Here is a 19,921-nt window from a genome sequence, read left to right as displayed (position 1 = left end):
AACAATTACTTTTCTGGTAATTGATTTTCCTTTCTTTTTAATTTTCTACGCGTTTACACTTTTAAGAGTGTTGACTGTATTTGAGTTTTTTTTGACATTTTTTCAGTTAGACTGTGCAAAGTCTTAAAATGAAAATATTGTCCTTGTTATTTTGGCATATGCCTAAACTAAAAAATTTAAAAGTTAGAAAATCATGAGTACACAAAATTTTTCAACCCAAGCGCTACACGCAGGACATGATGTAGTATCCAATGGAGGCACCAGAGCAGTTCCTATTTATCAAACTACCTCATACGTTTTTAAGGATTCCGACCATGCGGCCAACTTATTCAATCTTAGTGAACCGGGATTTATTTACACCAGATTAAATAATCCTACCAATGATATCTTGGAAAAACGATTAGCTGCACTCGAGGGAGGCATTGGCGCCGTAGTTACTTCATCGGGGACAGCTGCAATCAGTACAACATTATTAACCTTGTTAAAATCCGGAGACCATATTGTTGCTTCAAATAGTTTATATGGAGGCACTTATAACTTGTTAAATGTCACCTTGCCAAGATTCGGAATCATAACGACATTTGTAGATCCTTCAGAAGCAGAAAATTTTGAAGCAGCTATTCAGGAGAATACACGTGTGGTATTTGTGGAATCCTTGGGGAATCCAAAACTGGACGTTTTAGATCTCAAACCGATCGGAGAGGTGACCAGTCAGGCTAGGATTCCATTTATTGTGGATAATACTGTAGCAACTCCGGCACTACTGAATCCCATTGAACACGGAGCAAATATTGTAATTCATTCGCTAACAAAGTATATAAGTGGCAATGGGACTTCTCTTGGTGGGGCAATTATCGATGCAGGAACATTTGATTGGGCGAGCGGTAGATTTCCTGAGTTTACAGAGCCGTCAAAAGGATATCACGGATTGGTGTATCACGAAGTCTTGAGTAACGCTGCATTTATCGCAAAAGCACGTATAGAAGGATTGCGGGATCATGGCGCTGCACTGAGTCCGTTTAATGCATTTCAAATTCTTCAAGGACTTGAAACCTTATCTATTCGTATACAGAAGCATAGTCAAAATGCACTAGAACTGGCACAATGGTTACAAGAGCAAGATGAAGTGGCTTGGGTTAATTATCCTGGGTTGCCAACTAACAAGTTTTACAAGCTATCTCAAACGTATTTGCCAAAGGGTCAAAGCGGCATTATCACTTTTGGTAGTAAAGGCGGGTTTGAAGCGGCCAAGATCATTGCTAATGAAACACAGGTTTTCTCATTACTTGCAAATATTGGAGATTCCAAATCGCTAATCATTCACCCGGCAAGCACTACGCATCAACAGTTGGATGAAGAACAACAAAAAACTACAGGAGTAACCAAAGATTTGATTCGTCTATCGATAGGTTTAGAGGATATAGAGGATCTTAAACAAGATCTTAAGGTCGCTTTTGGAAAATTAAAAGTGAGTGTTTAAACAAGTTTCAGCGATCAGGATGAGTGGAGTAGATCAAATAACAAGCGTTAAATTGAACAGTGTTACAATTGAAAGTTACAAAACGTCCAAAGGAATCATATTGCCCGAATTTAATCTTTCGTATCAAATATTTGGGAAACCATTGCATACCGCTCCGGTAGTAATGGTGAATCACGCGCTAACCGGAAATAGTACAGTATGCGGATTTGACGGATGGTGGAACGATTTTGTAGGGTCCAAAAAGTGCATTGACACCAATCGATTTACAGTTCTGTCATTTAACATACCGGGAAATGGTTATCTAGAAGAAAACTCTGATATCTTTCTTGACTATAAAGTCCTTTCAGCATATGATGTCGCTTCTATTTTTTCGAAGGGATTACAAATTTTGGAAGTATCTGAGTTATTTGCACTTATTGGAGGCTCTGTAGGCGGGGGAATTGCGTGGGAATTAGCTGTGTTGCAACCGGATTTAATTAAGAACCTGATCCCAATAGCAACTGATTGGAAAGCAACCAACTGGTTAAGGGCGAACTGCACCATACAAGAACAGATTTTACTGAATTCTGCAAATCCCGTACATGACGCCCGATTACATGCCATGACGCTTTACAGAACACCGGCATCGATGAAAGCTAAATTTTCTAAAAATAACACGGAAAGTAAACGAAAGGATACGGTAGATAGCTGGTTATTTCATCATGGAGAAAGATTAAAATCACGTTTCGGTTTAGCTTCTTACAAAATGTTAAATTACATTTTATCATCTATTGATATAACCAAAGGAACCGATGATTTTGAAGCTTCTGTTAGCAATCTTACAAGTGATATACACATAGTAAGCATCAATTCGGATGTGTTTTTTACACTGGGGGAGGATGTAGAAACGGTAGAAAGATTGAGATCGTTGAATAAAAATATTACACATCATATTATAGATTCAATTCATGGACATGATGCTTTTCTTATAGAGTTTGAACAATTGAGTATTTGCCTGAATACAATATTTAAAAATTAAAAAATGAAAATTTTAAAATTTGGAGGAAAATCCTTAGCAAATGGTGAGGGTATCAATACAGTACTTTCGATTATTGCCGAACATGCTCTTAATAAGAAGCGAATTGCGGTGGTTTTGTCCGCTAGGGGAAATGCAACTAATGAGTTAGAAAAGATTCTTGATAAGGCAGCAAAAGGATATGATTATAAAAATGACTGGGAATGTTTTAAAATTTATCAAAATATCATATTAGATGAAGAGTTGCTGGAAGAAGATTTTCAGTTACTGCAAAAAATTTTTGATGGAGTTCAACTCTTAGGAGATTATAGTGAGCGTATAAAAGATCAGGTATTGTCACTGGGAGAGGTGATTTCCGCAAAGACGGTGACCTTTTTACTTAAGGAGAGAGCAATTAATGCAAATTATACGGATAGCCGACTCTTAATAAAAACAGATGCAAGGTTTGGTGAAGCGCAACCATTGGATGCAATTTCGAAAAGCAATGTCCTCCAACATTTTAAGCAGTATAATGGGACAACGGTTAATGTTGTAACTGGTTTTATTGCTTCTAGTGTAAATAATGACACGACTACTTTAGGTAGGAATGGAAGTAATTACACCGCTTCCTTGTTGGCAAATTATCTGGATGCAGAAGAGCTTCAAAATTATACACATGTTAGCGGAATTTATACTGCAAACCCCGAGCTTGTTGCTGACGCGAAACAGATCGATCAGTTATCCTTTGCAGAGGCTAATGAGCTGGCATCTTTTGGAACAGACATTCTTCATGCAAAGACGATCATACCGCTGCTTAATAAGAATATTCCTTTGCGAATATTAAACACTTTTGACCGCTCAAATAAGGGGACCTTAATAACCGCTTCTCAAAATAATACCGGTATCAAGACACTTTCAGTAATTGAAGATATGACATTGATAAATCTCGAAGGTCGAGGATTACTGCATAAAGTTGGAGTTGATGCAAGAATTTTTAAAGTCTTGGCAGCCGAAAATATTAGTGTGAGTTTGGTGTCTCAGGGCTCTTCAGAGCGTAGTATTGGGTTTGCTGTAAAAACAAATAAAGCCCATCAGGCAGCAACAGTTTTGGAAAAAGAGTTTGAGAATGATTTTTATAAACGTGATGTGCATAAAATCACCGTTGAAAAAGATGTTTCAGTTATTTCGATTATTGGACAACAACTTAGTACCTTTCATAAACCCTATACCGCATTAATCAAAAATCAAATTACACCTTTACTTTTTAGTAATACCCTAGCGGGCTCGACGGTAAGCTTAGTTGTTAAAAGTAATGAGTTGTATAAAGCATTAAATGTAATGCATAGTGAGGTTTTTGGGGTTGCTAAAAAAATTAACCTTGCTATATTCGGGCATGGATTGGTGGGAGGAGCGTTAATTAATCAAATATTGGGCTCTACAAAGAAAATCCAAAAGCGAAAAGGGATTAGTCTAAATATTATAGCCATTGCAAATTCAAAGAAAATAGTGCTTGATAAGCATGGAATTGACGAAAACTGGAAAACACGAATAGAGAACGATGGGAGGAGCTATAGCGTAACAGATGTCATTGAGTATGCTAAGAAGCATCATTTAGCGAATTTGATTGCGATTGATAATACAGCAAGCAAAATTTTTACGAATCATTATGCACAACTCGTCTGCAATGGGTTTGATTTAGTATCTTCTAATAAAATAGCTAACACCTTGAGCTTTGATTCTTATAGAAAGTTAAGGCAAATCTTAGAAGAAAATCAAAAACAATATCAGTATGAAACGAATGTAGGCGCCGGACTTCCTTTAATAGATACCATCAAATTATTACATCTTTCAGGTGAGAATATCACGAGAATTAAAGGTGTTTTTTCCGGATCCCTTAGCTATCTGTTTAATACATATTCAAGTCAGGACAAATCCTTTAGTATAGTATTACAAGAGGCAATTGATAAGGGTTTTACAGAACCCGATCCGAGAGAAGATTTGTCTGGTAATGATGTAGGGCGTAAACTTTTAATATTAGCCAGAGAGTTGGATTTGCATAATGAACTTGATGAAGTTTTGATTGAAAATTTGATTCCAGAATCGTTGCGAGGCGGTGAGGTTAAAGATTTCCTCTCTAACTTACAGATACTCGATGCAGAATTTGCGCAAATCAAAAATGTTCAAAAGAGGGAGCATGTATTGCGGTATTTAGGAGAATTGCATGGAGATTTATCTCGAGAAAAAGGAATCTTAGAAGTTAAGCTAGTATCAGTCCCTATACAGAGTGCTTTGGGGCAAGTAAAAGGCTCAGATTCTATCTTTGAGATATTCACAGAATCTTATGGGGATCAACCTATTGTAATTCAGGGTGCCGGAGCAGGAGCCTCTGTCACTGCCAGAGGTGTATTTGGTGACATCTTACGATTGGCAGAAAGAGGATAATAAAGAGTAACTTTGATGTTCACAATAACTATACATCTGGGTACTACTCCCTATAAAATTTAAACACATGAAAATACAACTGAAACGATTAAATGAGGATTATCACTTTGAATTGCGTAATGAAAGAGGACATGTGACCTACATCGATAACAAGACAGAAACAGGAGGGCATGATCTAGCACCAAGTCCGATGGAATATGTGCTAATGGGGGTTGCAGGATGTAGTGCGATTGATGTGATTTCTATTCTTAAAAAACAACGACAAGATATCACATCCTATAGTGCCGAGGTCGAGGGGGCAAGAGAAAAAATTGGAGGAGCGTCTCCCTTCAAAGAAATTACAGTGACTGTTTTTCTTGAAGGAGATATTGATCCTGAAAAAGCAAAGCGAGCAGCCCAATTATCTTTTGATAAATATTGTTCAGTTTCTAAAACGCTGGAACCAACAGCTAAAATAATATATAAAACAGTGCTCAATAAGAAGGAAGTATGAAATTAAAATATGACAATTTTGAAACCCAGGCAGTGCGTATACAGAATGAAAAAACACAATTTGCTGAGCACTCGACACCGCTATATTTAACTTCAGGATTCGTTTTTGAAGATTCTGAAGAAATGCGTGCAGCATTTGCCGAAGAAAAAGAACGCAATTTATATAGCCGTTTTAGCAACCCAAATACTTCAGAGTTTGTGGCAAAAATGTGTCAGTTAGAAGGTGCTGAAGATGGTTTTGCTTTTGCTACGGGTATGTCAGCCGTTTTTTCGACGTTCGCAGCATTACTAAGTAGTGGGGATCATATTGTTTCTTGTCGATCTGTTTTTGGGTCTACACATACCTTGTTTACTAAATATTTTCCAAAATGGAATATAGAAACTAGCTATTATACTATTGATCAGGTAGATGAGATGGAAACCCTAATTCAGACGAACACCAAGGTGTTATATGCTGAAACACCCACGAATCCAGGGGTTGATATTGTAGATTTGGAGTTATTGTCGAGAATAGCCAAAAAATATAATCTACTACTGATTATTGATAATTGTTTTGCAACGCCGTATTTGCAACAACCTATCAAGTTTGGAGCAGATTTGGTTATCCATTCGGCTACCAAACTGATTGATGGTCAGGGACGAGTATTAGGAGGGGTTACCGTGGGGCGTAAAGAATTAATTCGGGAGATATATTTATTTTCTCGCAATACAGGTCCGGCATTATCCCCTTTTAATGCTTGGGTGTTATCAAAAAGTTTGGAAACACTGGCAGTGCGTGTTGAAAAACACTGTCAGAACGCGCATGAATTAGCTAAGTTTTTAGAACAACATCCTAATGTTAATTGGGTGAAGTACCCTTTTCTACCGTCTCATCTCAAATTTGAAATCGCTCAGAAGCAAATGCTTTTAGGGGGTAATATTATTTCTTTTGAAGTAAAAGGAGGTGTACATGGCGGTAAAACTTTTTTTGATGCCATCCAACTATGTTCGTTATCAGCAAATTTAGGAGATACCCGAACCATTGTCACGCATCCCGCGTCAACAACGCACAGTAAATTAGCACAGGAAGATAAAAATGCCGTTGGTATTACTGACGGCTTGGTACGATGCTCTGTTGGCTTAGAGCATATTGATGATATTATTGGAGATATTGATCGGGCGTTACAAGGCATAAAAAAAGGTTGAGTATAACCCAACCTTTTTTATATCATTGGTAAATTTTATTTTCTTTTTAAAGTATAAACTGCTGTTCCCTCAAGTTCAAAAGGGAAACCAGATACTTGTAACGTTCGGTTCAGATTAATTTCAAATATTAAAGTAGTAGTGTCCAATGTCAAAACATTTGCAATATCTGTTTGCTCCAAAGCTTCATTAGTAATAGTGAGTTCATCTCCTTCTAATTTCCAGGTACCTGTGACAAGATAGTCTTCTCCCGGGACCACTTGGGTAAATGTTGTGACTCCATCTACTGACATTTCTATAACCGTATCAAAACTTCCACTACTAACAAGTGTGTTCGGGTTTTCAGAAAAAGTGATTACACTGGCAAAATTCTTACCGGTAGAGGAATAATCCGTTACCGATGTTTGGCCTTGAACGCTTAGCGTACTTTTACCATCAGCAATTTCAAAGTTTGTAAGATCCCAATCTCCAGCAATTAGTGAAGCAGAAGATTCAGGCTCCGATGCAGAATCTCCATCATCTTTACTACAGGAAATAAAAGTTAATGCTAAGAATAAAGTAATAAGATAAGTTGATTTTTTCATCATAAATAATTTTTAAAGCTCCAAAATTAGTTGAAAAATCGATTTTTCCTACATACTTTGAGGTAGGGATCGATTTTTTTTATTTTCCTAAAGAGTTTCAAATAAAATATACTACATTTGTTATCCTACTAATCCGATAGGATAATAGGGTTAATGAAAAAATAGAATGATTTTAGATCAAATGATATTAGAAAAAGTAGCTGCAAAAAAAACTACCTATCAAAAGGATAGCGTTTCAGAATCTCCGGTGCGTAGTATTGCGAAAGCAGTTAGTTGGCGGGTCATTGGAACTTTAGATACCTTATTGATATCCTATATATTGACGGGAGAAATAGTTTTGGCAACATCTATTGCATCCGTTGATTTTGTTACAAAAATGATTTTATATTTTTTTCACGAACGTTTATGGAACTTGATAAAATGGGGGAAGTAATTGCTTTAGCAAAAACAAGAAGAATCCATTTTTTTTGATTTTCTGAAACACCTTGGGAAATAAATTGCATAGAAAAAGAAAGAAAAAGAAACAGCATGAAATTTACTGAAAACGAATTAGTAGCATTAAATGAAAGTTTTAGGAATAAAACACCTTTAGAAGTAGTACAATGGGCCATTAGTCATGCGGATCGCCCCGTTGTTACCACTAATTTCAGACCCTATGAAGCGTCAATTTTACAGGTATGCGTGGATGCTAAAAAAGATATTCCTGTAATATGGTGCGATTCAGGTTACAATACGCCTCAAACATATAGGCATGCTGAGGAAGTAATCGCTCAGCTCGGACTGAATATTAAATTATACGTACCCAAACAAACAACTGCACATCGTGATGTTGTTTTAGGAGTTCCCGGAATTGATGATCCAAAACATCAAAAGTTTACGGAACAAGTAAAGTTAGAGCCGTTTAAACGTGCTATGAGCGAGTATGTGCCTGATGTTTGGTTTACGAACTTGAGAAAAGGTCAAACCGCGTTGAGAGATAGTTTAGATATTTTGAGTTACGGGGGAGATGGCGTGCTCAAAGTGAGCCCTTTTTATCATTATAGCGATGCCGAGCTAGATGTCTACTTGTCAAAGAATAATTTACCTAATGAATTTAAATATTTTGATCCAACCAAAGTATTAGAAAATAGAGAATGTGGGATACACACCAACTAACCAAGATGAAGAACAGACCAACTATGGAAGTATTAGAAAAAAAAGTTTTAGAGGCTCAAACAGATACACGTACCCGATTAAATGTAGCGCATCTTGAGAGTGAAGCGATATATATATTTAGAGAAGTTGTAGCTCAGTTTGAAAAACCTGTGTTGCTCTTTTCTGGTGGAAAAGACTCGATTACTTTAGTTCGCTTGGCACAGAAAGCCTTCTATCCCGCAAAAATTCCTTTTCCCTTACTTCATATCGATACCGGACATAATTTTCCTGAGACCATAGAGTTTCGCGATAAATTAGTTGAAGAATTAGGTGTCGAACTTATTGTACGTAATGTTCAGGATGCCATTGATCAAGGCAAAGTAGTCGAAGAAAAAGGGAAGTATGCAAGTCGTAATAGTTTGCAAACTACAACGCTGCTCGATGCATTAGAAGAATTTAAATTTGATGCTGCTATTGGTGGTGCAAGACGTGATGAAGAAAAAGCACGAGCCAAAGAACGTATATTCTCGGTACGGGATGATTTTGGGCAGTGGGATGAAAAAAATCAACGCCCCGAGTTATTTGATCATCTAAATGGAAAAATTGAGTTAGGTCAAAATGTACGCGTTTTTCCAATTAGTAATTGGACAGAGCTTGATGTTTGGAGCTATATCGAAGAAGAACACATTGAAATTCCATCAATATATTTTGCTCATACCCGTAAAACATTTCTTAGGGATGGGATGATTTGGTCTGCGGAAGATGCAGTTGTATATCGGGAATCTGATGAAGTGGTAGAGGAGCGAATGGTTCGATTTAGAACGGTGGGTGATATGTCATGCACGGCAGCTGTACTCTCTGATGCTTTTTCCATTCAAAAAGTGGTGGCCGAAATAAGAGATTCTAAAATTTCTGAGCGTGGTGCACGAATCGATGATAAACGCTCTGAGGCTGCAATGGAAAAACGTAAGCAACAAGGATACTTCTAGAATCCTCTTTTCTATAAGAACAGAAAATCTCCAACAAATATTTATAAATACAAACTCAATAGAGTACTAATATAAAAAGCTATGGACGTATTAAAAATAGCGACAGCTGGTAGTGTAGATGATGGTAAAAGCACCTTGATTGGTAGAATTTTATATGATACCAAATCATTAACTACTGATAAACTGGAAGCCATTGAAACTAAGAGTAAAGCCAATGGTTTCGATTATTTAGATTTTTCATTAGCAACCGATGGTTTGGTTGCAGAGCGTGAGCAAGGAATAACGATTGATGTGGCTCATATTTATTTCTCTACACGTAAAAAAAGTTATATCATCGCCGACACACCGGGTCATATCGAATATACACGTAATATGGTTACGGGAGCGTCTACTTCTCAAGCTTCTATCATTTTGGTGGATGCAAGAAAGGGAGTGATCGAACAGACCTACAGACATTTCTTTATTAATAATTTACTGCGCGTAAAAGATATTATTGTTGCCATTAATAAAATGGATTTAGTAGATTTTTCTGAAAATACATTTAAGGCTATAAAAGCAGAGTTTCAAAAATTGATTGACAAGAGTGCCTACGCCGAGCAGAATATAACGTTTATTCCTGTCAGCGCTCTACAAGGCGACAATGTAGTTGAAAAATCAGCAAATACACCTTGGTATTCTGGAGAAACCTTACTAGAGCATTTAGAAGAACTGAACGCTCAAGATCTTTACGAAGTATCGCAGGTGCGTTTTCCGGTACAAACCGTTATTCGTCCCAAAAAGGATGAATTTCATGATTTTAGAGGCTATGCCGGTAAATTATATGGGGGCGATCTCTCTGTTGGGGATGATATTACCGTATTGCCTTCTTTGACAACTTCAAAAGTCAAAGAAATTCATTTTTTTGATAAGCAGTTTGATACGGCAAGTCGTGGCAGCTCCTTTGTGCTGACTTTAGATGATGATGTGAATGTTAGTAGAGGGGATATGATTGTTAAATTCGAGGAGAAGCCACAAGTAGCTAAGCAACTCACTGCCACTGTATGTTGGATGGATAGTAAAAACCTTGTTCCCGGAGCTAATTATTTTCTGCAGAGTGGAAGTAACAGAATACTGTCTAAGATCAAAGCAATTCATGGACAGGTTGCCACCGATTTCTCTAACATTGATGAATCAACTAATGCGTTACAGCTCAATGAAATCGGAAGTATAACAATTCAATTAAGTAAACCTTTGGCTTTTGATAGTTATAAAAACAATAAGGCTTCAGGTTCTTTTATACTTATTGACGCACAAACAAATACTACTGCAGGTGTTGGTTTTATTGATTAGAATATCATGCTGATAATCAAAGTATTTTAATGTATTTATAAGTAGGAATAGTTCATATACAAAAGTCATACATACGTCCTTTTATAAGGAAAAATATCAAAGCAAAATGCAAAGTTTTAGAACTGAAATAGAAAATCCCGTAGTTGAAAAGGATATTTTGGAATTAGCCAATAAAATCGAACTTTTCAAGAACGGCAAGGTGGACGAAGAAAAATTTAGAAGTCTTCGTTTAGCCAGAGGGGTGTATGGACAACGACAAGAAGGCGTACAAATGATCCGTATCAAATTACCATACGGTAAAGTAACGTCTAATCAGCTAAGAAGAATTAGTGAAGTGTCTGACGAGTATTCACGGGGACGCTTACATATTACTACACGACAAGATATTCAGATTCATTATGTGGATCTAGATCGTACTCCAGAATTGTGGGCAGCGTTAGAAAAAGACGACATTACTCTTAGAGAAGCATGTGGTAATACGGTGCGTAATGTGACCGCTTCAGAGACCGCAGGGATAGATCCAAACGAGCCGTTTGATGTTTCCCCTTATGCTCACGCTGTGTTTCAATATTTTCTTAGAAATCCAATAAGTCAGGAAATGGGGCGAAAGTTTAAAGTCTCCTTCTCCGGGACCGATGAAGATACAGGACTTTCTTACATGCACGACCTTGGATTTATAGCTAAAATGGAGAATGGTGTTCGAGGATTTAAAGTAATGTTAGGTGGTGGTCTTGGTTCACAACCCCGTCATGCAGATGTTTTTTATGAATTTTTAGCTACCGAAAAAATAATCCCTTTGATGGAAGGCGTCATACGTGTTTTTGACCGTCATGGCGAAAGAAAAAGTAGGGCGAAGGCGCGAATGAAATTTCTAATAAAGGATATAGGTCTGGAGGCTTTTAGAACACTTGTTGAAGAAGAACAACTTGCTATTCCGCAAAAAAGTGTGAAGATTGATGCTGAGTCATATAAAATCTCAGTGCCAAAAAAGATAGTTGCTCCCGTGGTCGAAATTGCAGACCAAAAAGCGTTTGAACTTTGGAAATCAACCAATGTAATACGACAAAAACAAGAAGGATACGTTGCTATTGGTATCAAAGCGCTTCTCGGGGATTTTTATACTGACAAAGCACGCTTGCTCGCAGATTTAGTTGATAAATATGCTGCGGGGGAGTTACGTTTATCCTTACGACAAAATATTTTGATTCCGCATGTCCATGAGGATTTGATACCTGTGGTCTATACAATTTTAGAAAAACTCGGCTTTGCAGCTCCTGGATATAACAAAGCTATTGATATTACAGCATGTCCTGGAACGGATACATGTAATTTAGGTATTGCAAGTAGTACAGGGATCGCCGAGGAATTGGAGCGTATAATCAAATTAGAGTACCCGCAATATCTGGAAAAAGATGACATGGTTATCAAGATCAGTGGTTGTATGAACGCCTGCGGACAACATAATATGGCCAATATTGGCTTTCAGGGAATGTCTGTTCGTACCAAAGATAAATTAGTCGCACCGGCCTTACAAGTGTTGCTTGGTGGTGGAAATATGGGTGATGGAAACGGACGTTTTGCAGATAAAGTAGTTAAGATTCCCAGTAGAAGAGGACCGGAAGCTTTACGTCGAATTTTGGATGATTTTGAGAAAAATAGTTCGGGTATTCCTTTTATGGACTATTATCAAGAGAAAGGAGAGAAATACTTTTATGAGTTACTTACCGATTTATCAAATATTGAGAATCTAACGCAGGAGGATTTTATTGACTGGGGTAATGAAGATAAATATGTAAAAGAAATAGGGATTGGTGAATGTGCAGGTGTAGTAATCGATTTGATAGAAACATTATTTCTGGAGAGTGAAGAGAAAGTAGAAAATGCAGAAAAATCTTTAGTTGATACTATTTATTCTGACGCTATTTATCACGCGTATAGCGCGTTGGTAAATTCTGCAAAAGCCTTGTTATTGGCAGAAAATAAAAAAACCAATACCCATGCAGGAATCATAAGTCAATTTGATGAAGAGTTTGTAACAACCGGTAAAATTTCCTTGAGTACTACATTTTCATCGCTGGCATATCAAATTAAGGAGAATGCGCCGACAAAAGAGTTTGCACTTTCTTATATAAAAGCAACCCAGGAATTTATAGCAAAGGCTAGAAGTTTGAGAACATCAGAAATTACCGCGTAGCTAAAATTTAGAGCAATTGACTATGAAAATAAAGATAAATGGTAACGTGGATAAAGATCGTCAAGGAGTATTGACCGTTGTTGGTGCAGGACCGGGAGACCCTGAACTGATCACATTGAAGGCAATTCATGCTTTACATAGTGCAGATGTAGTACTATATGATGCACTAGTAAATGAGGAGTTACTTGCATATGCGCCCAAGCATTGCGAAAAGATTTTTGTTGGTAAACGTAAAGGTTGTTATACGTATCAACAAGCACAAATCAATGAATTAATTATTGATCGTGCAAAAAGCCTCAAACACGTAGTCCGTCTCAAAGGAGGTGATCCTTTCATCTTTGGTCGTGGTGCCGAAGAAATTGACGAAGCCCAAAAACATGGTATCGAGACGGCTGTAGTGCCTGGTATTTCTTCAGCCCTTGCTGTTCCTGCGTATCAGGGGATTCCGCTGACAAAACGCGGAGCAGCAGAAAGCTTTTGGGTTATTACAGGAACTACAAAATCTCATAAACTATCTGGCGATGTGCAATTGGCAGCACAATCCAATGCGACGGTGGTAATTTTGATGGGAATGAGTAAGTTGAGTGAAATAGTTAGTATCTTTGCTGCCCAAAATAAAGCTAATATGCCGGTCGCTGTTATACAAAATGGCACAACCATACACGAGAAGTTTGGGATAGGAACGATTGATTCTATTGAGCATATTGTGGAAGATAAAAATTTGTCTTCCCCGGCAATAATCGTCATAGGAGAAGTGGTTGCGCAAAGAAGTTTTTTGTCTGTGAAAGATAGATTTCTTCAGAATGTACAAGCAGAAGTGTATCATGATAGTAATGTAAGGAGTTGGTGATGAAAGAAGCTGTACAGCATAATAAAAATACTACACTACAAGAGGATTCTCACTCTAGCCGTAATAATTTGTATCCAATCTTTCTAAAAGTTAAGCAATTAGAAGTTCTAATTGTTGGTGGAGGCAATGTTGCTTTAGAAAAACTTACGTTTCTTTTAAAATCAAGTCCTGATGCCCAGGTAACTATGATTTCACCCATATTTAGAGAAGAAACAAAAACTTTAGCAGATCGTTTTGGAGTTACATTGATAACCAAAAATTACAAAAAACGTTTTCTCAAGAGTAAGCATATCGTGATTGCTACGACAGACAAGCCAGAGGTCAATAAGACGGTATACAGAGATTGTCGAAAAAGAGCTATCTTAGTGAATGTTGCAGATAATCCACCCTATTGTGATTTTTATATGGGAGGAATTGTTACCAAGGGGAATGTCAAAGTCGCAATATCCACGAATGGACAATCACCGACTACAGCAAAGCGGTTACGTCAATTTTTCGAGGAAGTAATTCCCGAAAACATAGATGACCTGGTAAAAAATTTAAACGAATACAGAAAAACAATACAAGGTGATTTTGAACAAAAAGTTGAAATATTAAACGAATTCACCAAAGGATTAATAGGAAAAAAAGAAGTTGAAAATGATCAAAACTGATATATTAATAATTGGCGCCGGACCTACAGGCTTATTTACAGTATTTGAAGCGGGGTTACTTAAGCTTAAAACACATTTAATTGACGCTTTACCACAACCCGGAGGACAGTGTGCCGAAATCTATCCTAAAAAACCGATTTATGATATCCCCGGATTTCCTGAGATTTTAGCGGGAGATCTGGTCAACAATTTAATGGAACAAATCAAACCTTTTGAGCCTGGATTTACACTGGGCGAAAGGGCGCAAACGATCGAGAAACTGGAAGATGACACTTTTGTTGTGACTACAAATAAAGGAACAAAACATAATGCACCTGTCATAGCTATTGCTGGAGGATTAGGTTCTTTTGAACCACGCAAACCACCGATTCCAAATATTGATCTATATGAAGATAATGGAGTAGCCTATATTATTAGAGATCCAGAAGTGTATCGTGATAAAAGAGTGGTTATTGCAGGTGGGGGTGATTCAGCATTAGACTGGTCCATTTTTTTGGCAGATGTTGCCAGTGAGGTAACTCTTGTTCATAGACGTAACGAATTTCGGGGAGCACTTGATTCTGTGGAACGTGTTGCAGAATTATCAAAACTAGGAAAAGTAAATCTTATTACTGAAGCAGAAGTAAAGGAGTTGAAGGGAGATGAGAAATTAACCGCCGTGGGAATTCGTCATAAAACTGAAGGAGATATTCATTTTGAGACTGATTATTTTATTCCCTTATTCGGATTATCTCCAAAGTTAGGACCTATCGCAGATTGGGGGTTAGAAATCGAAAAGAATGCTATCAAAGTCGATAATTCGTACGATTATCAAACCAATGTTCCCGGAATATACGCCATTGGAGATGTGAATACATATAAAGGAAAGCTGAAACTAATCCTGTCCGGTTTTCATGAAGCTGCTATCATGTGTCAAAGCGCCTACCAACGTATTTTTCCGGATAAAAAATATGTGATGAAATATACAACAGTTGGTGGAGTAGAAGGCTTTGATGGAACTAAAAAAGAAGCCAAAAAAGAAGTTGTGAAATCTATCAACTAGACAATAAAATACCAGCATACATACAAGATGGATTCTATCTCAGAATCCTTCTTTTTAATGAACTCATTCTTGGTAATAATCTAAAAGTCAAGATGAGTTCAGTATCTTTGAATAAGAAATCAAAATATTTAAGTTACTTACAAGTTATTATTAGATGTCAGATATCACGATAAAAATAAAAGATAGAGAAGGGGTGGTACACGAAGTGCAGGCTCCAACCGATATGGCTATGAATATTATGGAGGTTTGTAAGGCGTATGAGTTACCGGTTGAAGGAACTTGTGGCGGGATGGCAATGTGTGCTTCTTGTCAATGCTATGTTTTATCAGATCATCCGTTACCAGAGATGGGGTACGATGAAGATATGATGTTGGCAGAGGCTTTTTATGTTGAAGATAACAGTCGTTTAGGGTGTCAAATTCCGATTACTCAGGAACTGGATGGATTGGAGATTGAATTAGCACCAGAATCATAATTGCAGTGTTTATAAAAACTATGCATTTATATAATTCAAAATAAAGTTGCATAACACAAAGCTATATCCTTACTTTGTGTTATAAAATCAATAGTTGTATTGATTAGTTCTTAAGTATATTTAAATGTTATCAAGAAAGGCGGAGGGAATAGACCCTGCGAAGCCTTAGCAACCCTTTATCTGTTAAAGAAGGTGCTACATTCTATCCCTTAGGGAATAGATAACTCAGATTCATAGTAGTGTATACTATGCTTTTTCCTTGTTTTTTCTTGATACATATACTAACCATATACTAGTTTGTTGTGGTTTTTTTTTAATAATAATAGGTCTCTTTTGAGCCCTCAAGGTTGTGTATGAAAGATATTTCTGAAGTTTTAAAGGATCGAGTTTTAATTTTGGATGGCGCCATGGGTACCATGTTACAACGTCATAAATTTAGCGAAGCAGATTTTAGAGGTGAGCGGTTCAAAGATTGGCCTGTGCCATTACAGGGGAATAATGATTTATTGAGTCTTACTCAGCCAAAAGTAATTAAAGATATTCATTCCTATTACTTTGAAGTTGGCGCTGATATCGTTGAGACGAATACTTTTTCTGGAACTACCATTGCCATGGCTGATTACCAAATGGAAGATTTAGTATATGAACTCAATTTTGAATCCGCTAGAATTGCTAAAGAAGCTGCCGACATATTTACAGAAAAGGAACCTGAGAAACCTAGGTTTGTTGCCGGATCTATAGGACCAACAAATCGAACAGCGAGTATGTCACCTGATGTAAACGATCCGGGCTACCGCGCGGTAACATTTGATGAACTAAAGAAAGCCTATGCTTTGCAGGTAAATGCTTTGCTAGACGGAGGAGTAGATGTGTTGTTAGTAGAAACCGTATTTGATACACTCAATGCAAAAGCAGCTCTTTTTGCAATTGAAGAAATAAAGGAGGAGCGAGAGTGTAATATTCCTATAATGATTAGTGGTACGATCACAGATGCTAGTGGGAGAACGCTCTCTGGTCAAACGGCCGAGGCTTTTTTAATTTCTGTTTCCCATATTCCGTTACTTTCTGTTGGATTCAATTGTGCACTTGGGGCGAGTCAACTCACCCCGCATCTGGAAGTTCTGGCTCAAAAAACATCGTTTGCCGTCTCTGCACACCCGAACGCCGGTTTACCTAATCCTTTCGGAGCATATGACGAAACTCCCGAACAGATGGCATCCCAAATTAAGGAATATTTAGAAAAAGGATTAGTGAATATTGTTGGGGGTTGTTGCGGAACCACACCAGAACATATAAAAGCCATTGCTGAGATAGCCTCAAAATATAAACCAAGACAAGTGCGTACTATAAAAAGCATTTAAACACCATGACTGAACAGCATAGACTTTTAAAATTATCAGGACTTGAACCTTTGGTCGTAACAGCCGATACTAACTTTATCAATGTAGGAGAGCGAACCAATGTAGCTGGTTCTAAGAAGTTTTTAAGACTGATAAAAGAAGAAAAATTTGAAGAAGCTTTAGACATAGCCAGACATCAGGTTGAAGGTGGAGCTCAGATCATTGATATTAATATGGACGATGGTTTGATCGATGGCAAAGAAGCCATGGTCAAATTCCTGAATCTTATCGTTTCAGAGCCTGATATAGCTAGGGTTCCCATCATGATTGACAGTTCAAAATGGGAAATTATCGAAGCCGGTTTACAAGTGGTTCAGGGTAAATGTGTTGTAAACTCCATAAGTTTAAAAGAAGGAGAAGAAGAGTTTTTAAATTACGCAAAGGCTATTAAGCGTTATGGAGCGGCAGTGATTGTTATGGCTTTTGATGAGGTGGGTCAGGCAGATACTTATGAGAGACGAATAGAAATAGCTAAACGGTCTTATGATATTCTTGTCAATAAGGTGAAGTTTCCTCCGGAGGATATCATTTTTGATTTAAACATTTTTCCCGTAGCCACAGGCATGGAGGAACACAAACGAAATGCGTTGGATTTTATCGAAGCTACGGCTTGGGTCAAAGAAAATCTGCCTTATTGTAGTGTTAGTGGAGGTGTAAGTAATGTTTCTTTTTCTTTCAGAGGTAACAACCCTGTAAGAGAGGCGATGCATTCAGTGTTTTTATATCATGCTATTAAGGCGGGGATGAATATGGGGATTGTGAATCCAACTATGCTGGAAATATATGATGACATCCCTAAAGATTTACTGGAACGTGTAGAAGATGTGATGCTAAATCGAAGAGATGATGCTACAGAACGACTTTTAGATTTTGCAGAAACCGTAGTCAGTAAAGCAAAAGAAAGTACGATAGACCTATCCTGGAGGGAAGAACCGGTGCAAGTTCGAATAACACGTGCGCTTGTAAAAGGAATCGATACCTACGTGCTCGAGGATATAGAAGAAGCACGATTATCTGTTACAAAACCAATTGAGGTTATCGAAGGTCATTTAATGACAGGTATGAATGTGGTTGGAGATCTCTTTGGCTCCGGTAAAATGTTTTTACCACAGGTGGTAAAGTCTGCAAGAGTAATGAAAAAAGCAGTGGCCTATTTATTACCGTTCATCGAAGAAGAAAAAAAGAAAAACCCCCAAACCGGAAAGGAAACTAAGGGTGCTGGTAGAGTTTTAATGGCTACTGTCAAGGGGGATGTTCATGATATTGGTAAGAATATCGTTTCGGTTGTCTTAGCATGTAATAACTATGAAATAATTGATTTGGGTGTTATGGTAGCTCCTGAGAAAATTATTCAAACAGCTATAGATAAGCAAGTCGATGTTATTGGGTTGAGCGGATTAATAACTCCGTCACTGGATGAAATGGTGTTTTTAGCGAAAGAAATGGAACGAAGGAATTTTAAGGTTCCGTTACTTATTGGTGGCGCAACAACCTCAAAGGCACATACAGCGATCAAAATTGACCCCCAATACAAAAATGCAGTGGTGCATGTGAATGATGCTTCAAGAGCAGTGACCGTTGTGGGAGATCTACTCAATCAGCGCAATAATCAGAAATATGTAGGAGATCTAAAGGCTGATTATGAAAAGTTTAGAATTGGTTTTCACAAACGAACAAAGCACAAAGAATATTTATCCATTGCTGAAGCCAGAAAAAATAAATTTCAGATTGATTGGTCGTCGACTTTGATAAAAAAACCAAATCAACTTGGAGTGCAATGTATCGAATCTTTGGAGCTGAATGTATTAGAGCCTTATATTGATTGGTCTCCTTTTTTTAGATCCTGGGATTTACATGGTAAGTATCCTGATATTTTAACCGATACTGTGGTTGGAGAACAGGCAATAATTCTTTTCAAAGATGCAAAAAAGCTATTGAGTACTGTGATAGATCAAAAGTTGTTAAAAGCGAAAGGTATTTTTGGTCTTTTTGAAGCCAATACAGTTAACGATGATGATATTCACATATATGCTGATGGAACAACGATAGGTACGTTTAGAACATTAAGGCAACAGTTAAAAAAACATGCAGGGAAACCAAACTTTGCATTATCCGATTTTATTGCGCCCTCCGATAGTGACAGGAAGGATTATATAGGATGCTTTTGCGTAACAACCGGGTTCGGTACCAGAGAATTAGCGGAGCGTTTCGAATCGGAGCTTGATGATTATAACGCTATTATGATTAAAGCACTCGCCGATCGATTGGCTGAAGCTTTTGCAGAATATCTACATGAAAAAATTCGGAAAGAATATTGGGGATATGCCAGCGATGAACATTTGAGTAATGAAGCTTTGATTAAAGAGAGCTACAAAGGCATACGGCCTGCTCCAGGTTACCCGGCTTGCCCTGATCATTTAGAAAAATTAGAAATCTGGAAAATTCTCAGCGTAAAGGAGCGGATTGGTGTAGAGCTTACCGATAGTTTAGCTATGTGGCCTGCTGCCTCTGTGTCCGGATACTATTTTGGAAATGAAGAGGCACGCTATTTTGGACTGGGTAAAATCAAAGAGGATCAAGTAGAAGATTTTGCAGAACGAAAGAACATCACCCTCGAATCAGCAAAAAAATGGTTGAATCCTAACCTCTCTGAGGACTGATAAAAACGATTTATAAAAAGC

At 37.5% G+C, this 19,921-nt stretch carries 17 protein-coding genes and 1 riboswitch; of the genes, 16 read left to right on the top strand and 1 reads right to left on the bottom strand.

All coding sequences use genetic code 11. The features are described from left to right. The first annotated feature begins 193 nt into the window (after positions 1–193). From BD809_RS03295 to BD809_RS03280, 5 genes are all read left to right on the top strand, one after another. Complete coding sequence (locus tag BD809_RS03295; RefSeq protein ID WP_148781532.1) at positions 194–1,480, top strand: O-acetylhomoserine aminocarboxypropyltransferase/cysteine synthase family protein; 1,287 nt, start codon at positions 194–196, stop codon at positions 1,478–1,480. Next, positions 1,473–2,498 carry an alpha/beta fold hydrolase gene (locus tag BD809_RS15985; RefSeq protein WP_317130845.1) on the top strand — a complete coding sequence of 342 codons (1,026 nt, stop codon included), beginning with the start codon at positions 1,473–1,475 and terminating at the stop codon, positions 2,496–2,498. Before BD809_RS03295 ends, BD809_RS15985 begins: the two co-directional genes overlap by 8 nt. Positions 2,499–2,501: 3 nt before the next feature. Next, complete coding sequence (thrA, locus tag BD809_RS03290) at positions 2,502–4,916, top strand: bifunctional aspartate kinase/homoserine dehydrogenase I (protein WP_317130844.1); 2,415 nt, start codon at positions 2,502–2,504, stop codon at positions 4,914–4,916. Between the two features lie 67 nt (positions 4,917–4,983). After that, positions 4,984–5,409: an OsmC family protein gene (locus BD809_RS03285; protein ID WP_148781531.1), complete on the top strand. Its 426-nt coding sequence runs from the start codon at positions 4,984–4,986 to the stop codon at positions 5,407–5,409. Further along, on the top strand, positions 5,406–6,593 hold the full coding sequence (locus BD809_RS03280; protein ID WP_148781530.1) for a trans-sulfuration enzyme family protein: 1,188 nt from the start codon (positions 5,406–5,408) through the stop codon (positions 6,591–6,593). Before BD809_RS03285 ends, BD809_RS03280 begins: the two co-directional genes overlap by 4 nt. A gap of 35 nt (positions 6,594–6,628) precedes the next feature. Here BD809_RS03280 and BD809_RS03275 read toward each other — a convergent pair whose 3' ends face one another. After that, on the bottom strand, positions 6,629–7,174 hold the full coding sequence (locus BD809_RS03275; RefSeq protein WP_148781529.1) for a lipocalin family protein: 546 nt from the start codon (positions 7,172–7,174) through the stop codon (positions 6,629–6,631). 166 nt (positions 7,175–7,340) lie between these two features. Here BD809_RS03275 and BD809_RS03270 point away from each other — a divergent pair, with 166 nt between their 5' ends. The 11 genes from BD809_RS03270 (at position 7,341) to metH (ending at position 19,900) form a co-directional block, all read left to right on the top strand. Next, complete coding sequence (locus BD809_RS03270) at positions 7,341–7,607, top strand: DUF2061 domain-containing protein (RefSeq protein WP_211356686.1); 267 nt, start codon at positions 7,341–7,343, stop codon at positions 7,605–7,607. A gap of 95 nt (positions 7,608–7,702) precedes the next feature. Continuing rightward, positions 7,703–8,329, top strand: a complete 627-nt coding sequence (locus tag BD809_RS03265; RefSeq protein ID WP_148781528.1) for a phosphoadenosine phosphosulfate reductase domain-containing protein — start codon at positions 7,703–7,705, stop codon at positions 8,327–8,329. Positions 8,330–8,352: 23 nt separating this feature from the next. Further along, complete coding sequence (cysD, locus tag BD809_RS03260) at positions 8,353–9,297, top strand: sulfate adenylyltransferase subunit CysD (protein ID WP_211356695.1); 945 nt, start codon at positions 8,353–8,355, stop codon at positions 9,295–9,297. Between the two features lie 81 nt (positions 9,298–9,378). Then, a complete protein-coding gene (locus tag BD809_RS03255) occupies positions 9,379–10,626 on the top strand; it encodes a sulfate adenylyltransferase subunit 1 (RefSeq protein ID WP_148781526.1) in 1,248 nt (415 codons plus the stop codon). Positions 10,627–10,732: 106 nt separating this feature from the next. Beyond that, positions 10,733–12,820 (top strand): HEPN domain-containing protein, encoded by a 2,088-nt coding sequence (locus tag BD809_RS03250; protein ID WP_148781525.1) that lies wholly within the window; start codon positions 10,733–10,735, stop codon positions 12,818–12,820. Between the two features lie 22 nt (positions 12,821–12,842). Continuing rightward, entirely contained in the window at positions 12,843–13,670 is an 828-nt protein-coding gene (gene cobA / locus BD809_RS03245) for a uroporphyrinogen-III C-methyltransferase (protein ID WP_148781524.1), read from the top strand. Further along, positions 13,670–14,323 (top strand): precorrin-2 dehydrogenase/sirohydrochlorin ferrochelatase family protein, encoded by a 654-nt coding sequence (locus tag BD809_RS03240; protein WP_148781523.1) that lies wholly within the window; start codon positions 13,670–13,672, stop codon positions 14,321–14,323. Before cobA ends, BD809_RS03240 begins: the two co-directional genes overlap by 1 nt. Continuing rightward, on the top strand, positions 14,310–15,365 hold the full coding sequence (locus BD809_RS03235) for an NAD(P)/FAD-dependent oxidoreductase (protein ID WP_148781522.1): 1,056 nt from the start codon (positions 14,310–14,312) through the stop codon (positions 15,363–15,365). Before BD809_RS03240 ends, BD809_RS03235 begins: the two co-directional genes overlap by 14 nt. A 154-nt stretch (positions 15,366–15,519) precedes the next feature. Next, positions 15,520–15,840 (top strand): 2Fe-2S iron-sulfur cluster-binding protein, encoded by a 321-nt coding sequence (locus BD809_RS03230; RefSeq protein ID WP_148781521.1) that lies wholly within the window; start codon positions 15,520–15,522, stop codon positions 15,838–15,840. Positions 15,841–15,964: 124 nt separating this feature from the next. Further along, positions 15,965–16,067: riboswitch (SAM riboswitch) on the top strand. A gap of 126 nt (positions 16,068–16,193) precedes the next feature. Continuing rightward, entirely contained in the window at positions 16,194–17,201 is a 1,008-nt protein-coding gene (locus BD809_RS03225) for a homocysteine S-methyltransferase family protein (RefSeq protein ID WP_148781520.1), read from the top strand. Positions 17,202–17,206: 5 nt separating this feature from the next. Next, positions 17,207–19,900, top strand: coding sequence for a methionine synthase (metH, locus tag BD809_RS03220; RefSeq protein WP_148781519.1), 2,694 nt, complete (start codon positions 17,207–17,209; stop codon positions 19,898–19,900). Positions 19,901–19,921: the final 21 nt, after the last annotated feature.

Source organism: Aquimarina intermedia (assembly GCF_008124785.1).
GTDB classification, from domain to species: Bacteria; Bacteroidota; Bacteroidia; order Flavobacteriales; family Flavobacteriaceae; genus Aquimarina; species Aquimarina intermedia.
The sequence above is the reverse complement of the archived record's forward strand: the minus strand, read 5'-3'. Positions and strand labels throughout refer to the sequence as shown.